At 65.5% G+C, this 13,893-nt stretch carries 15 protein-coding genes; 9 read left to right on the top strand and 6 right to left on the bottom strand.

The features are described 5' to 3' along the window. The first annotated feature begins 8 nt into the window (after positions 1 to 8). The 4 genes from BRA471DRAFT_RS17145 (at position 9) to BRA471DRAFT_RS17130 (ending at position 2,766) form a co-directional block, all read left to right on the top strand. A complete protein-coding gene (locus BRA471DRAFT_RS17145; protein WP_007609341.1) occupies positions 9 to 1,067 on the top strand; it encodes an alcohol dehydrogenase in 1,059 nt (352 codons plus the stop codon). A 144-nt stretch (positions 1,068 to 1,211) separates the two neighbouring features. Further along, complete coding sequence (locus BRA471DRAFT_RS17140; protein ID WP_007609340.1) at positions 1,212 to 1,373, top strand: Flp family type IVb pilin; 162 nt, start codon at positions 1,212 to 1,214, stop codon at positions 1,371 to 1,373. Between the two features lie 73 nt (positions 1,374 to 1,446). Further along, positions 1,447 to 1,683 carry a hypothetical protein gene (locus tag BRA471DRAFT_RS17135; RefSeq protein ID WP_007609339.1) on the top strand — a complete coding sequence of 79 codons (237 nt, stop codon included), beginning with the start codon at positions 1,447 to 1,449 and terminating at the stop codon, positions 1,681 to 1,683. Positions 1,684 to 2,049: 366 nt separating this feature from the next. Further along, positions 2,050 to 2,766 (top strand): Crp/Fnr family transcriptional regulator, encoded by a 717-nt coding sequence (locus BRA471DRAFT_RS17130; protein ID WP_007609338.1) that lies wholly within the window; start codon positions 2,050 to 2,052, stop codon positions 2,764 to 2,766. A gap of 20 nt (positions 2,767 to 2,786) precedes the next feature. Here the strand turns inward: BRA471DRAFT_RS17130 and BRA471DRAFT_RS17125 are convergent, their stop codons facing one another. Then, positions 2,787 to 3,524 (bottom strand): Crp/Fnr family transcriptional regulator, encoded by a 738-nt coding sequence (locus BRA471DRAFT_RS17125; RefSeq protein WP_007609334.1) that lies wholly within the window; start codon positions 3,522 to 3,524, stop codon positions 2,787 to 2,789. Between the two features lie 171 nt (positions 3,525 to 3,695). Here BRA471DRAFT_RS17125 and BRA471DRAFT_RS17120 point away from each other — a divergent pair, with 171 nt between their 5' ends. The 5 genes from BRA471DRAFT_RS17120 (at position 3,696) to BRA471DRAFT_RS17100 (ending at position 9,028) form a co-directional block, all read left to right on the top strand. After that, the gene (locus BRA471DRAFT_RS17120; RefSeq protein WP_007609333.1) at positions 3,696 to 3,935 is read left to right on the top strand and encodes a hypothetical protein; all 240 of its coding nucleotides are present in this window, start codon (positions 3,696 to 3,698) and stop codon (positions 3,933 to 3,935) included. 17 nt (positions 3,936 to 3,952) lie between these two features. Continuing rightward, positions 3,953 to 4,654, top strand: coding sequence for a Crp/Fnr family transcriptional regulator (locus BRA471DRAFT_RS17115; RefSeq protein WP_007609332.1), 702 nt, complete (start codon positions 3,953 to 3,955; stop codon positions 4,652 to 4,654). 1,146 nt (positions 4,655 to 5,800) lie between these two features. Beyond that, a complete protein-coding gene (locus BRA471DRAFT_RS17110) occupies positions 5,801 to 7,147 on the top strand; it encodes a caspase family protein (protein WP_007609331.1) in 1,347 nt (448 codons plus the stop codon). A 27-nt stretch (positions 7,148 to 7,174) separates the two neighbouring features. After that, complete coding sequence (locus BRA471DRAFT_RS17105; protein ID WP_007609330.1) at positions 7,175 to 7,675, top strand: hypothetical protein; 501 nt, start codon at positions 7,175 to 7,177, stop codon at positions 7,673 to 7,675. Between the two features lie 150 nt (positions 7,676 to 7,825). After that, a complete protein-coding gene (locus BRA471DRAFT_RS17100; protein ID WP_007609329.1) occupies positions 7,826 to 9,028 on the top strand; it encodes a hypothetical protein in 1,203 nt (400 codons plus the stop codon). Here BRA471DRAFT_RS17100 and gmk read toward each other — a convergent pair. The 5 genes from gmk to BRA471DRAFT_RS17075 all read right to left on the bottom strand — a co-directional run bounded on the left by gmk (position 8,961) and on the right by BRA471DRAFT_RS17075 (position 13,643). Further along, entirely contained in the window at positions 8,961 to 9,620 is a 660-nt protein-coding gene (gene gmk, locus BRA471DRAFT_RS17095; RefSeq protein ID WP_007609328.1) for a guanylate kinase, read from the bottom strand. The two genes, BRA471DRAFT_RS17100 and gmk, sit on opposite strands and share 68 nt — an antisense overlap. A 3-nt stretch (positions 9,621 to 9,623) precedes the next feature. Beyond that, positions 9,624 to 10,511 (bottom strand): YicC/YloC family endoribonuclease, encoded by an 888-nt coding sequence (locus tag BRA471DRAFT_RS17090; RefSeq protein WP_007609327.1) that lies wholly within the window; start codon positions 10,509 to 10,511, stop codon positions 9,624 to 9,626. 118 nt (positions 10,512 to 10,629) lie between these two features. Then, positions 10,630 to 11,904 carry an endolytic transglycosylase MltG gene (gene mltG / locus BRA471DRAFT_RS17085; protein ID WP_007609326.1) on the bottom strand — a complete coding sequence of 425 codons (1,275 nt, stop codon included), beginning with the start codon at positions 11,902 to 11,904 and terminating at the stop codon, positions 10,630 to 10,632. A gap of 125 nt (positions 11,905 to 12,029) precedes the next feature. Further along, positions 12,030 to 13,295: a beta-ketoacyl-ACP synthase II gene (gene fabF, locus BRA471DRAFT_RS17080; protein ID WP_007609325.1), complete on the bottom strand. Its 1,266-nt coding sequence runs from the start codon at positions 13,293 to 13,295 to the stop codon at positions 12,030 to 12,032. Between the two features lie 108 nt (positions 13,296 to 13,403). Continuing rightward, the gene (locus BRA471DRAFT_RS17075; protein WP_006020277.1) at positions 13,404 to 13,643 is read right to left on the bottom strand and encodes an acyl carrier protein; all 240 of its coding nucleotides are present in this window, start codon (positions 13,641 to 13,643) and stop codon (positions 13,404 to 13,406) included. Positions 13,644 to 13,893 lie beyond the last annotated feature (250 nt).

The following is a 13,893-nucleotide window of genomic DNA, read 5'->3' as shown; positions in this document are numbered from 1 at the left end:
GAAGAAATATGGCGTTGATGCGTCGGCAATCCCTGGTCAAGTTCGATGCGCCGCTGTGCGAGACCATCGTCGACACGCCGAAGCCGCAAGGTCGAGAGGTGCTGGTGCGCATCGAGCGCTGCGGCCTCTGCCACTCCGATCTGCACATCCAGGACGGCTACGCCGATCTCGGCGGCGGCAAGAAGCTCGACACCACGCGCGGCATGACGCTGCCCTTCACGCTCGGCCACGAGATCGCGGGCGTGGTCGATGAAGTCGGTCCCGACGTGTTCGCCGGTCTCGTCGGCAGCAAGAAGGCGGTGTTTCCGTGGATCGGTTGCGGCAAGTGCCGCGACTGCGCCAATGGCGACGAGAACCTCTGCGCCAGGCAGCGCTTTCTCGGCGTCTCCATCGACGGCGGCTTCGCCACCCACGTGCTGGTGCCCGACGCGAAATATCTGCTCGACTACGATCCCCTGCCCGTCAACCAGGCCGCGACGCTGATGTGCTCCGGCGTCACCGCCTATGGCGCGCTCAAGCGCCTGGTCGATCGTCCACGCCAGCGCAATCTCCTGCTGATCGGCCTCGGCGGCGTCGGCATGATGGGCCTTTCCTTTGCGGCGGCCATGTTCAAGCAACCGATCACGGTCGCCGACCTCAGCGGTGCCGCGCGCGAGACCGCGCTGAAGAACGGCGCGGCGGCGGCCTACGATCCGGCCGAGCCCGACGTGATCAAGCGCATCCTCAAGGAAACCGATGGCGGCTTCGACGAGATCGTCGATTTCGCCGGCAACGAGAAGTCCATGGCTTTTGCGGTCGCGGTCGCCGCGCGCGGCGGCAAGATCGTGGTCTCCGGCCTGATGGGCGGCCAGTTCACGTTGCCGATGGTGCAATGGGTCTACAAGCGCATGACCATCGAGGGCTTCATGGTCGGCACGCTCACCGAGGCTCACGAGCTGATGGCGCTCGCCCGCGCCGGCAAGATCAAGCCGACGCCGATGCGCGAGGAGCCGATGGGCGACGTCCAGACCTGGATCGACGAGCTTCGCGCCGGCAAGGTCGTCGGCCGCATCGTGCTCAAGAACTAGGAATGCGCGCGAAGCACGAGGCGGCGGGGTCAGTATTCGTCACGATTAACTCGAAATTGACGCACGGCGGGGTTCCGAATTGGGGAACCCGCTCTCCGCGCATTATGGTCCTCGCCAGCTCTCTTTTGGAATTCTGGTAAGGCCATGCAGACCATCCGCCGCTTCCTCGCCGACGAGTCCGGCGCCACTGCGATCGAGTACGGCCTGATCGCCGCCGGCATTGCGCTCGCGATCATCGCCGTCGTCAACAACCTCGGCGCGACGCTGAACAAGAAGTTCACCTCAATCAGCAGCTCGCTGAAGTAACGCGGGCACGCGCGCTAATTCACGGCATTCGTCTGTCCCGCGGAACGGCAACGGCCGCGCCGCGTTGGCAGCCATGTCCATTCGCTGCACCGTCGAGAACGCATTCTTCATCGCCTGGAGCTTCCTGGAGCAGAGCGGAGAGCTCGGCTCTCCGGACGAGACGGCGAACGTCCTGCTCGACGCCATTGAGGCCCAGCTCAGGACCGGTGAACGCCGGCAACTTATGCTCGCCAACAGGGCGATCGATGCCTATCGCGCCCACGCGGAAAAAAGCCGGCCCGCGCACGATTGCGAAGCACGCTTCGGGTGACGAACTTCGGGTGATGATCATCCTCGCCGCCCTCGGGCCCGCCGGCCCGGCGGCGTTCGAGGTATAGGCCGGCGGTCCGTCGGGCAGAGCGCACGGGATCGGCGCTCCGCGACGAGGACGCTATGCCGATCCGCGCCCCTGCTGTGTGCACTCCTGCACAGAGCTCGTGAAGTTGAAGGCCGACGGGTTCGGCTGCGCCATTTGCCTCGCGTGCCATGTGCATCGCCAACACTTTCCGGAATTCCGCAAGCCGGAGGCCACTTTTTCAACGGCTGAAAAACGCCTTGTGTGCACTTTGGAACCGTCGGCTCCGTCACGGAAACGTAGGGTTCTGGCCGGTGCCGATTCCCGGCCAGAGCAAGACATGTGACCGGTCGGCCCCAGAACGATCTTCTCCAGCGGCTCAGCCGCCCGGATTTCGAACTGCTCGCGCCGCACCTCCAGCCGGTCGAACTCGAAGCGAGCCACATCCTGTATCACGCCGGCGACGAGGTGGCGGCGGTCCATTTTCCCTGCCGCTCCACGCTCGTGTCCTTCGCCGTGCCGGTCGAGGACGATCGCGAGGTCGAAAGCCTGCTGGTCGGGCGCGAGGGCGCGGTGGGCATTGCCGCCGGCCGCAGCGTCTCGCTGGCCTATTCGCGCATCGTGGTGAAGCTGGGCGGGACCCTGGTGCGGCTGCCGCTGCGCGCGCTCGAGCAGGCCCAGCAGAGGTCGGTCACGCTCCAGCAGGTGCTCTCGCGCTATGGCGACTGTCAGTTCGCGCAGCTGCTCCAGACCGCAGCCTGCAATGCCGCACATTCGATCGAGCAGCGCGCCGCCAAGTGGATCATCTCCGCGCAGCAGCACGTCGGCGGCCCCGAGATCCCCCTCACCCACGAGCAGCTTGCCGGCATGCTCGGCGTGTCCCGCAGCTATGCCAGCCGCGTCATCCAGATGTTCAAGGCGAGGCGGATCCTCGCGACGCGCCGTGGCGCCATCCTGATCCTTGACGCGCCGGCGCTCGAAGCCAGAGCCTGCTCCTGCAACGACTGGGTGAAGAAGCACTTTGATGAGGTGATGGGACGCACGGCCGCGGACGGTTAGCCTTGGTTAGCCTTGCGGTCTCAAGCATGCGGAGGCGATTGGCGCTTCAAATGCAGATAGGTCGGACTGAAGCCTCCGAGCCGCTGCAGTTCGCGCCATTTCAGGACGATCAGCTCGCCCTCGCGCATGTCCATGGTCCCGCTCCGCCTGAGGTCGGCGAGCGTCCGGTTCACGGTCGCGATCGCCATGCCCAGGGTTTCGCCGAGTTGTGCGAGGCTGAACGGCAGGCGGCAGCGATTGCCGCGGACGAGTTGCGCAGCCCGGGCGCGGTAGAACAGCTCGCAGAACAGGTGTGCCATGCGCGTGTGCATCGGCCGCGCGCTATTATTGGTGATGGCCTCGCGAAAGATCGCGGCATCGAGCAGAGTCTCGCGCCAGACCGACAGTGCGAAGGTCGGCCGTCGCCGGAAGGCAATGAACAATTCGCGATGCGGGAAGAACGCCACCGAAGCGGGTCCGAGCGCGCAGAGGCCATGGTCCATCTGGTCGATGAACAGTCCCTGCGAGTCCGGCAGGTCTCCAGACAAATGGAACGCGAGATATTGCCGCCGGCCGCTGTCGAGCAAATGGTAGCGCGCGACCATGCCGGAGACGACCAGCGCCGAATGCTCGGGTTCGTCACCCTGACGGATGAAATCCTCGTTCGGAGCGAACTCGCGCTGAACGAAGGTCAGCCCGCGAATTTCCGCGACATCCTCCTGTGCGAGTGCGGTGTGCTCGCTCAGGTTCCGGATCAGCACGTCATGCGCTTTTTCCATGTGTCCCGTTCCATGTGCCCCGCCAAAAATCCTGCCGGTTCGATCAAATGATACATCTGGCCCGTATCCAGCGGACTAGAACGCTGGTCGGAAGCACAGGTTGCTACCGGTTTGCGACGGTACAGGGTCGCGGCCCCCGTCCCTCGATCGCACACTGCGCCCGCCCTTCGCATGAGCCCTACGACGATCCTGAAACGCATTCGCCACCTGTTCGCATCGGATTCGGGCGAGCACCTGGACAGTATCCGCGCTGCTATCCTGCATGGCACGTTGAAGGAGCCGGCGCGGCCAATGTCGGATCAGGAGCTTGCGCGCGCCATCCGCGAGTTCCAGGCGGTTCCCGTGTCCGACTGGACCATCGCAAAACTCTCACGACGCCTGCTTGAGCCGACGATGCCGCGTGACGACTGAAACACCTCTTCCTCTCCATGCCACACCCGAAGTTCATCGCACATCTCCAGGCGATTGAAGGCCTCTCCGAAGACGAACGCCGCCAGATCGCGGGTCTGCCGTCCACGCTGCGCCAGGTATCGGACGGCGAGATCGTACTGCGCCAGGGTGAAGATGCCTCCCGATGCGTTTTCGTCGTCAGCGGCTTCCTCTACCAGGCGCGCATTGTCGGCGATCGCAGCCAGATCCTCGCCTTCCACGTTCCCGGCGACATGCCATGCCTGCACACGCTGCTGGTCTCGCCGATGGATGCGGACCTCGTGGGTCTTGGACCCTCCATCGTCGGCTACGTTGCACACAGCCAACTCAAGCAGCTGCTTGACGGCTCGATTCACCTGACCCGCGCGTTCTGGCGCGAGACGCTGATCGACGCGGCGATCTCGCGACAATGGATCGCGCGCCTCGGCGCACAGGCGGCGCTGCCGAAGGTGGCGCATCTGATCTGCGAGCTCGCCGCAAGGCTGGAGGTCGTGGGCCTCGTCAAGAACCGCTGCTTCCAGATGCCGATGACGCAGCGGCATGTCGCCGATGCCTGCGGATTGTCGATCGTCCACGTCAATCGCACCATCCAGGAGCTGAGAGGGCGCCGATTGATTGCCTGGGAGGGAAGCGAGATCGAGCTGTTGCAACCCGACGAACTCCGCGCGCTCGCGGATTTCACCCCGGATTATCTGACCTGAGCGGAGCGGGCAACTCGGGGGACGCGCCGGCGCTCCAACGAGCAAGCCCAGTCGGCCTGCGTCCGGGACACGAGATGGAAGGTTAGCGCACGCCGTCTCCACGGATTCATTGCGGGCGCAGCGAAGCAATCCAGACTGCCGCCGCGGGAAGATTCTGGATTGCTTCGCTGCGCTCGCAATGACGCGGAGGCCGTAGGCATGCAACAAGCCCTCTCGCCGCACGAGGCCTGCACCCGCGACCCGTCGGGCAAAACACCTAGTCAACCCCTGCTCGCAAAAATATTTTGCTTTTCCGAATTTCGGATTTGTGGCATACAGCGCGCATCCTGGCCCTGCCAAAGGGGCGTTCGCGACCGTCACGACATGCGGGCCGGGTGGCGGTGGACGCGGCAGCGACGGCGCGGGCGGCGTGATGACAGGGCGGGCAACCGTGAGTCCTCACGCGACGCGTACGACACGGCGCTGGAGAGCGGGCTTGTCGATCATCGAGGGTGAGCACACGCAAGCCCCTGACGATTTGGGCGGGACCGTCCGCGGACGGAGAAGTCGTGTGGTCCTGACGCCCGGGGTCTGTGCGTCAAGCCTCGCGGTGATGTGGCGGCCCAACCGGGCGCGCGCATCAGCGATCGGCGGGGCGACGGGGGCAATAGTGCATCGCTCCCCGAGGAGAGCACGAAGGACACCGTTAAAACCATCCGCGCAGGGAAGGCCGGGCGATCGGCCACCCTATCGGTCCACCCCGTGTGCACTCCTGTAGCGCACGGACCAACGGGTGCCGCCGGCGCCCGGCCTTCCCTGCGCCCTTTGGCCTCCATTGGGCGATGAACCGCAGCAAGGCTCGGGCAGAATCTGCCGCGGGAACGCGCGGCCGCGTTCGCAATCTGGATTGAGCGCCCGTTCTATTTCACCGTCACTCTGAGGTGCCGGAGCGTAGCGGAGGCCTCGAAGGGCGACGGCCCGGCTGCCGGTTCGGCCGTTCATCCTTCGAGGCTCTCCACACGTCGCGTTGCGACGCATGGCTCGCGCCTCAGGATGACGGGATCGGCAGCAAGCGCTCGAGCCGCCCGCGCCGCTGCCTGCCGCCGCACCACTTTTCGCCGGCGCGCCGGACTGTTAGACTGACGCCATTATTTTTGGGGAATTTTGATGCGCGCGAGGATTTTCAATCGCGTCCCGGGGCTGGCGACGCTGGTCGCAGCCCTGCTCGTCGTCGCCACATACCCGGCATCGGCCGAGAAGCGCGTCGCGCTCGTTGTCGGCAACTCCGCCTACAAGAACATCACGCCGCTCGACAATCCGTCCAAGGACGCGAGCCTGATGGCGGAGACGCTTGGCCTGCTCGGCTTCACGCTGGTCGGAGGCCGCGCTCAGCTCGATCTCGACAAGGGCGCGATGGACCTGGCGGTGCAGAGCTTTGGCCGGCAGGTGCAGGGCGCCGACGTCGCGCTGTTCTATTATGCCGGCCACGGCGTGCAGGTCTCGGGCGCCAACTATCTCGTGCCGGTCGGCGCCAATCCGACGCGCGAGGCCGACGTCGACTTCCAGATGACCGACGTCAACCTCGTGCTGCGCCAGATGCAGGGATCGGGCACGCGGCTCAACCTCGTGATCCTGGACGCCTGCCGCAACAACCCCTTCGGCTCGCGCGGCCTGCGCGCCTCCGATGGCGGCCTCGCGCAGATGCGCGCGCCCGAGGGCACGCTGATCTCCTACGCAACGCAACCCGGCAATGTCGCCCAGGACGGCAGCGACGGCCACAGCCCCTACACCAAGGCATTGGCCGCGACGGTCCGGACCGCGGGCCTCGACGTATTCCAGACTTTCAATCAGGTCGGCCTCGCGGTGAAGCGCGCCACCTCCGGCGCGCAGCAGCCCTGGGTGTCGTCCTCCCCGATCGACGGCACCTTCTATTTCGTAGCCCCGACGCAAACCGCGCCGCCGCAGGTCGCAGCGATGCAGCCTGATCCGCTGCCGGCAGATCGGCTGCGCCCCGATCCGGACCGCGTCCCCTTGCGCGATGCCGCCCTGCTGAGCGAACTCAGCGAGCGGCTCTACGAGCTCAATTTCGATCCTGACAGCCCTGATGGACTGACCCGCGCGATCACAAAACTCCAGCAGCGGATTTCCATGGCGCCGACGGGCGAAGCCACCGAAGGCCTTCTGCTGCGGATGCGCAAGATGGAGGACCTGAAGCCATGGGGCTCGATCGTCTACGGGCCCGACGGCGGCAAATGGGGCATCTCCTGGAACCACGCCTCGCGGCGCGCGGCGGTAGCGGATGCGCGCGGCAATTGCGCCGGCGCCAAATGTCCGATCGAGCTGTCCTTCTATGGCAACCGCTGCGGCGCGTTCGCGATCTCCGACAAATCCTGGTCGCTGGTCCAGCGCGACAGCGTGCAGCGCGCGAAAGACGCCGCGCTTGACGAATGCGGCAAGGCTGGCAAAGCTTGCCGCATTATCGGTTCCGTCTGTGCCGACGGCTCCGGCCGCTGATACGATTTTTCATTTTGGATTTTGCTCATGCGCAATGCCGTCATCCCTGCGATTGCCCTGGCCTTTTTCCTGTCTGCCGTCCTCGCTCCGCCGTCCGCCGTTGCGCAGTCCGGCAGCGCCGGCGGCTCGATCGGCAATGACGAGAAGTCGCTGTCCGGCTCGCGATCGGACCGTTCCGCCGAGCCGGCGCCCTCGGCGCGTCGCAGCAAGCCGGCAGAGGAGCCGCGCAGTTCCTCACGGCGCGGTGGTGGAGGCGGTGGTGGCGGTGGCGGGAGTTTCGACGGCGCCTGGATGGTCGTCAGCGTCGGCTGCGGCGGCACCACGTCCGGCGCGGTCGTGGTCTCCTCGGGCAAGGTCATAGGCCAAGGCGTCACTGGTACCGTCAGCGCGAGCGGCGCGGTCAGCACGTTCGGTCAAGGCGATGGCGTGACCTTCACCGGGTCCGGCCGCCTCGCTGCCCGCAGTGGCTCCGGATCCTTCCGCCGCTCGGACGGCTGCGGCGGAACCTGGACTTCGACCAAGCAATAGCAGCGAAAAAGTCTGATTCCGCGGCGGAACGAACGCCGCGCAGGCCCGATTCAGGCCACATCCTCTCCGGATTTGCGGCTCATTGCCACCCAAGTCTTTGACGACAAAGGGAAGGTAACGAGTTGCGTCATGCGTAATCGGGAGACCAGGATGGGCAACCGCACCGCAAAATTCTTATCCGCCCTTGTGGGCAGCATCATCGCCGGCGCGCCACTCGCCGCCGTGTCGCAGAATGCACCAACGGCACCGAGCACGGCAACTGCCGCGAGCGACTGCCTTGGCTCGCCAAAGGGCGCCGCGCCGCAGGGCCAGCATTGGCATTATCGCCTCGAGCGCGCGACCAAGCGGCAGTGCTGGTATCTGCGCGCCGAAGGCGGCAAGGCAACTCAAACCGCACAGGCTGCGCCCGACACGCCTGCAGCGGATTCAGCCGTGCCGCAGCAGCACTCGGTCCAGGACGCGCGCGCCGAATATCTGACGCCGCCGAGCATCGCCACGGTGAAGACGCCTGCACAGGCGGGACCGGCGCCGATGCAACAAGCTGCGAGCCCCGCCGCCGACGCCAACGCGCAGCAGCCCGCCGTCGCCGGGCCCTGGCCCGACGCCTCCTCGGCGTCCGCCGCGCCCACAGAGCAGCCGTCGCCTGTACCTGTCGCGGCCGCCGCGCAGCCGACCGCGAAGCCGGCGAAGTCCCCTGCTCCGATGGCTCTGGCCGCGGCAGACAGCACCGCCGACAAGCAGACCGGCTCGCTCCAGATGCTGCTGCTCGTGATCGGCGGTGCGCTGGCGCTTGCCGGCATCCTCGCCAGCGTCATCTACCGCTTCGCCGGTGGACACATCCGCGTCCAGGCCGCGGACCAGCGCCGCATCAACTGGGACAATTTTGAGCCGCACGATCACGACAATGGCCGTGCACCCTGGCTCAACGCAGCGCCCGCCGACGCGCCGCACGCTCGGCAGCCCGGCCCGGTGGATTTCGATGCCCTGCGTCCGCAGCCAGCCCAGCTCAAGACCGCGCAGCTTGCCGCGATCGATCGCGAGATTGATGTGATCGACGAGCGCGCACCGCAAGCGCACCACGATGCCGCAGAGCTCGACGATGCCGACATCTTCAACGGAGAATTCCAGATCGAGGCCGCACCGCAGCTCGCGGCCAACGACCTCAATGACAAAGAGCCGGCCGGCCGCGATGACGATGCGGGAGTCGAGGATGCCATCGACATCGACGTGATCACGACGATGCTGGAACGGCTCGCGAAGGACGGGCCGAGGCTGACGCAGCCTACTAGCCTTGAAGCTGACCTTGCAGACCTCGCACGAAGCCCACGAGGCCGGTCTGCCGCTCGCGCTTGAGGCGTTCGGCCTTCAGGACCGACTGCACCTCGGCGAAGGCCTCGTCAACGTCGTGGTTGATGACGATGTAGTCGTACTCGGCCCAGTGGCTCATCTCGTGGCTGGCGCGGCTCATTCGCTTGCGGATCACCTCGTCGGAATCCTGCGCGCGCGAATGCAGCCGCTTCTCGAGATCGGCGGCCGAGGGCGGCAGGATGAACACGCTGACGACGTCGGCGCGTGCTTTCTCTCGAAGCTGCTGCGTGCCCTGCCAGTCGATGTCGAACAGCACGTCCTGCCCAGCTGACAGCGCCGCCTCAACCGGCGCACGCGGCGTGCCGTAGCTGTTGTCGAACACGGTCGCCCATTCCAGCAGCTGGTCGGCCTTCACCATCGCCTCGAAGGTGGCCTTGTCGACGAACGAATAATCCCTGCCGTCGACCTCGCCCGGCCGCATCGCCCGCGTGGTCGCCGACACCGACATTCGGAGGCCGGGCATACGGTCGATCAACATGCGCGACAGCGTCGTCTTGCCCGCGCCCGACGGCGAGGACAGCACGAACATCAATCCGCGCCGCTCGACACCGTCAGTTCCGTGACCGCCATTCGTCATCGATCACTCCAGATTCTGGACCTGCTCGCGGAACTGCTCGACCACATTCTTCATGGCGAGCCCCGTATTGGTCAGCTCGATGTCGTTGGACTTCGAGCAACAGGTATTGACCTCGCGGTGAAACTCCTGCGCCAGGAAGTCGAGCTTGCGCCCGACCGGGCCGCCCTTGCCGATCAGCTCGCGCGCCTGCGCGATGTGCGAGGCGATGCGATCGAGCTCCTCGCGGATGTCCGCCCTGGTCGCGATCAGGATCGCTTCCTGCATCAGGCGGTCGGAATCGAAACGGTCGGAGGTGTCGAGGAGGCTCGCGATCTGCTCGGCGAGTCTCGCCTTGATCGCCTCGGGCTTGCGGCCGGGCGCGGCCTCGGCCTTCTTCGCCAGCTGCTCGACCTCGTCCACGCGCTGGATCAGGATCTGCCCGAGCGAGGTCCCCTCACGCTTGCGCATCTCAACGAGTTCGGCGAGCGCCTTGTCGAAGGCGTCCGCGGCGGCGGCGCGCGCGGCCTTGTCCTCCTCCTCGTCGCCCTCGGGCTCGGCGACCTCAATGACACCCTTGATGGCCAGAAGCCCGTCGACGCTCGGCGCGACCGCATCGACCTTGCCGGCGATCACGGCGGCGGCCTTGAGGACGGCGTTGAGCACGTCCTCGTTGACGCGGACGCTGGTGGCCGCATTGGCGCGCTTGACCGTCAGATTGGCGTAGACGGTGCCTCGCGAGAGCAGCTCGGCGGCGCGCTTCTTGGCATGAGCCTCGAGCTCGTCGAATCCCTGCGGCAGGCGCACCCTGAGATCAAAGCCCTTGGCGTTGACCGACTTCAATTCCCATTCGAACGCATACGGCCCGCTCGCGCCGTGGCTTCGGGCAAAGCCCGTCATGGACGACAACGCCATCAGGTCAATTTCTCCAGAAGCACGGGATTCGCAGGGCCATCAAGCCACGCGAATCTTAAGACTATTTTGCAGGAAAATGTAATCCGCAAAGTCCCGCGGGGCAGGTCTGCGCGCAGGCCTAGCGCTGCACCACCGGGGGCGAGGCCTGTACCGCACCTTGCCGGGCCGGCGGCGGACCCGCGGGGCGAGCAGCCGGCGGCTTTTTCTGCTGGTTCGGCCGCGCCGGCGTGGTCGCCGTCGGCGTATCGGCGGCACCGGGCGCGGCGGCGGCCGGTGGCTGCGCGTCCTCGGCCGGCTCGACCGTGTCGTTCTGGATCTGCTTTTCCATCGCGCGCAACTTGGCGACGTTCTTCTGGTGCGCGTCGTAGGTCTCGGTGAAGGAATGCCCGCCGGTGCCGTCCGCGACGAAATAGAGGTCGCGGGTGCGGGCCGGGTTGGCGGCAGCCTCAAGCGAGGCCCGGCCGGGGTTGGAGATCGGGCCCGGCGGCAGGCCCTCGATCACATAGGTATTGTAGGGCGAGGGCTGCGTGATCTCGCTGCGCTTGATCGGACGGCCGAGCGTGCCCTTGCCGCCGACGAGGCCATAGATGATCGTGGGATCGGACTGCAGCTTGATCCTCTGCTTCAGGCGATTGACGAATACCGCGGCGACGCGGCTGCGCTCGTCCGGCTTGCCGGTCTCCTTCTCCACGATCGAGGCCAGCGTCACCAGCTGCTCCGGACTCTTGACCGGAATGTCCTGACTGCGGCGCTCCCAGATCTCGGTCAGCACGCGCTTGTGCGCCTGCTGCATGCGTTGGATCACCTGATCGCGCGGGGTGCCGCGCGGGAACTTGTAGGTCTCGGGCAGCAGCGTGCCTTCGCGCGGCAGCTCACGCACGCTGCCGGTGAAGATGTCGTTGTCGGAGAGCCGCGCCACGATCTGCTCGGAGGTCAGGCCCTCCGGGATCGTCACGGCATGCTGCACCACCTTGCCCTCGACGATGGTGGCAATCACGTCGCGCAAGGATGCGTTCTTCTGGAACGAATATTCACCCGGCTTGAGGTCCGAGCTCGCCTTCAACGCAGCGACGCTGGCAATGAACGCCCACGGATTGACGTCGGTCACGCCTTCGCGGTTCAGCGTCTCGGCGATGTCACGCTTGCCGGCGCGCTGCGGGATGTTGACGATCTTGTCTTCCTTCAGCGGCCCCGGCGCCTCGAGCACCTGCCGGCCGTAATAGTACACGCCGCCCGCACCGATCATCGCAATCAGCAGCAGGGTGATGATGGCGTTGCCGACGATCACGAAGGGATTGCGCGCACGATCCGATCGCTTCGGCGGCGGCGGGACCTGCTCGGGCTCGAGCGCTGCCCGCGGGCTCCGGGGCGAAATGGGCGGCCTTTCACTCATCGAAGCAACCTGAATCCTGCCGGTTCAATCGCGACCTGACAATCGCTTGCCGAGCCAAATGCACGCGCCCGCTTCCATGACTATCGCCGAATACGGCAAAACGGTGGATTCGTCGCAACAACAAACTAGTGGACCAGACGCCGGAAGATGACCGATGCGTTGGTACCGCCAAAACCAAAAGAATTCGACAATGCGACGTTGACCTCGCGCTTCTTCGCCTGATGCGGCACGAGATCGATCGCAGTCTCGACCGACGGATTGTCCAGGTTGATGGTCGGCGGCACGACATTATCGCGAATCGCGAGAATGGCGAAGATCGCCTCGATCGCGCCGGCCGCCCCCAGGAGATGACCGGTCGACGACTTGGTCGAGGACATCGCGACCTTGGAAGCCGCATTGCCGAGCAGACGTTCAACGGCACCGAGCTCGATCTCGTCACCAAGCGGTGTCGAGGTGCCGTGCGCATTGATGTAGTCGAGATCGGACGCGGTGAGGCCGGCGCGCTTGAGCGCCGCCGCCATGCTGCGGAAGCCGCCGTCGCCGTCGGGTGACGGCGAGGTGATGTGATAGGCATCGCCCGAAAGACCGTAGCCGATCACCTCGGCATAGATCCTCGCGCCGCGGCGCTGGGCGTGTTCGAGCTCTTCGAGGACCAGAACGCCGGCGCCCTCGCCCATCACGAAGCCGTCGCGGTCCTTGTCGTAGGGGCGCGAGGCCTTCTCGGGCGTTTCGTTGAAGGCTGTCGAGAGCGCACGCGCGGCGTTGAAGCCGGCAATGCCGATGCGGCCGATCGGCGATTCCGCGCCGCCGGCAACCATGACGTCGGCATCGCCGAGCGCGATCAGGCGGGCGGCATCGCCGACCGCGTGAGCGCCGGTCGAGCAGGCCGTGACCACCGAATGGTTCGGCCCCTTCAGCCCATGCTTGATCGAGACGTAGCCGGAGGCGAGATTGATCAGCCGGCCCGGAATGAAGAACGGCGAGACCCGGCGCGGCCCGCGTTCCTTCAGCAGGACCGCGGTTTCGGCAATGCCGTTGAGGCCGCCGATGCCGGACCCAATCATGGTGCCGGTGGCGCATTTGTCCTCTTCGGTCTCGGGATGCCAGTTGGCATCGTCGAGCGCCTGGCCGGCTGCGGCCATGCCGAAGATGATGAAGTCATCGACCTTGCGCTGGTCCTTCGGCTCCATCCAGATGTCGGGATTGAAACTGTCGTTGGTGCCGTCGCCGCGCACGACCGTGCAGCCGATCTTGGTCTGAAGATCGGAGACATCGAAGCTCTCGATCTTGCGTGCGCCGCTTTGGCCGTCGAGGATGCGTTTCCAGGTCGGCTCGACTCCGCAGCCGAGTGGCGAAACCATGCCAAGACCCGTAACGACAACCCGCCTCATATCCGAAAACTCCGCATCGAAACATTCACGGCCAATAACAAGAAACCGGCTGACCGCTGTTGGGCGGTCCGTCCGGTTTCAATGTTGTCCCCGCGAAAATGAAGAGCCTTAGCTCTTCGCGTTCTTCTCGAGAAACTTCGTGGCGTCGCCGACGGTGAGAATCGTTTCCGCGGCGTCGTCCGGAATCTCGCAACCGAATTCCTCTTCGAACGCCATCACCAGCTCGACGGTGTCCAGACTGTCGGCGCCGAGGTCGTCGATGAAGCTCGCAGCGTCGACAACCTTCTCGGGTTCAACACCAAGGTGTTCGACCACGATCTTCTTAACCCGCTCGCCAATCTCACTCATTGCATAACCTCGTGTTGTTCCCTGTAGACCCGACCCCCCGGGACGATACGAGCCGTCGTGGTCGTTGACTGCCTTCGCTTACGAACTTTGACTGGCCCCATCCTAACCGATGCAGGCCCGGCGAATGACGGCCAAGGCTCCGCATCGCCAATATACAGGGTTTCAAAAACCTGCAATGGCGTTCTTTGCCCATCCGTTGAAGGTCCGGTTATCATACTTCAATTGCGTTGACTACAAGCCTCATTTCGCT

Origin of the sequence: Bradyrhizobium sp. WSM471, assembly GCF_000244915.1 — a bacterium.
Classification (GTDB): domain Bacteria; phylum Pseudomonadota; class Alphaproteobacteria; order Rhizobiales; family Xanthobacteraceae; genus Bradyrhizobium.
Note: the sequence above shows the minus strand (reverse complement) of the source record. Positions and strands in the feature narration are given on the sequence as shown.

What these genes read in the sequence shown, in the direction of transcription:
- BRA471DRAFT_RS17120 (WP_007609333.1), top strand. Translation starts at nt 3,696, where the DNA reads ATGAGCCCTACGACGATCCTGAAACGCATTCGCCACCTGTTCGCATCG.
- BRA471DRAFT_RS17090 (WP_007609327.1), bottom strand. Translation starts at nt 10,511, where the DNA reads ATGGCGTTGTCGTCCATGACGGGCTTTGCCCGAAGCCACGGCGCGAGC.
- gmk (WP_007609328.1), bottom strand. Translation starts at nt 9,620, where the DNA reads ATGACGAATGGCGGTCACGGAACTGACGGTGTCGAGCGGCGCGGATTG.
- fabF (WP_007609325.1), bottom strand. Translation starts at nt 13,295, where the DNA reads ATGAGGCGGGTTGTCGTTACGGGTCTTGGCATGGTTTCGCCACTCGGC.
- BRA471DRAFT_RS17105 (WP_007609330.1), top strand. Translation starts at nt 7,175, where the DNA reads ATGCGCAATGCCGTCATCCCTGCGATTGCCCTGGCCTTTTTCCTGTCT.
- BRA471DRAFT_RS17145 (WP_007609341.1), top strand. Translation starts at nt 9, where the DNA reads ATGGCGTTGATGCGTCGGCAATCCCTGGTCAAGTTCGATGCGCCGCTG.
- BRA471DRAFT_RS17075 (WP_006020277.1), bottom strand. Translation starts at nt 13,643, where the DNA reads ATGAGTGAGATTGGCGAGCGGGTTAAGAAGATCGTGGTCGAACACCTT.
- BRA471DRAFT_RS17100 (WP_007609329.1), top strand. Translation starts at nt 7,826, where the DNA reads ATGGGCAACCGCACCGCAAAATTCTTATCCGCCCTTGTGGGCAGCATC.
- mltG (WP_007609326.1), bottom strand. Translation starts at nt 11,904, where the DNA reads ATGAGTGAAAGGCCGCCCATTTCGCCCCGGAGCCCGCGGGCAGCGCTC.
- BRA471DRAFT_RS17110 (WP_007609331.1), top strand. Translation starts at nt 5,801, where the DNA reads ATGCGCGCGAGGATTTTCAATCGCGTCCCGGGGCTGGCGACGCTGGTC.
- BRA471DRAFT_RS17135 (WP_007609339.1), top strand. Translation starts at nt 1,447, where the DNA reads ATGTCCATTCGCTGCACCGTCGAGAACGCATTCTTCATCGCCTGGAGC.
- BRA471DRAFT_RS17125 (WP_007609334.1), bottom strand. Translation starts at nt 3,524, where the DNA reads ATGGAAAAAGCGCATGACGTGCTGATCCGGAACCTGAGCGAGCACACC.
- BRA471DRAFT_RS17115 (WP_007609332.1), top strand. Translation starts at nt 3,953, where the DNA reads ATGCCACACCCGAAGTTCATCGCACATCTCCAGGCGATTGAAGGCCTC.
- BRA471DRAFT_RS17140 (WP_007609340.1), top strand. Translation starts at nt 1,212, where the DNA reads ATGCAGACCATCCGCCGCTTCCTCGCCGACGAGTCCGGCGCCACTGCG.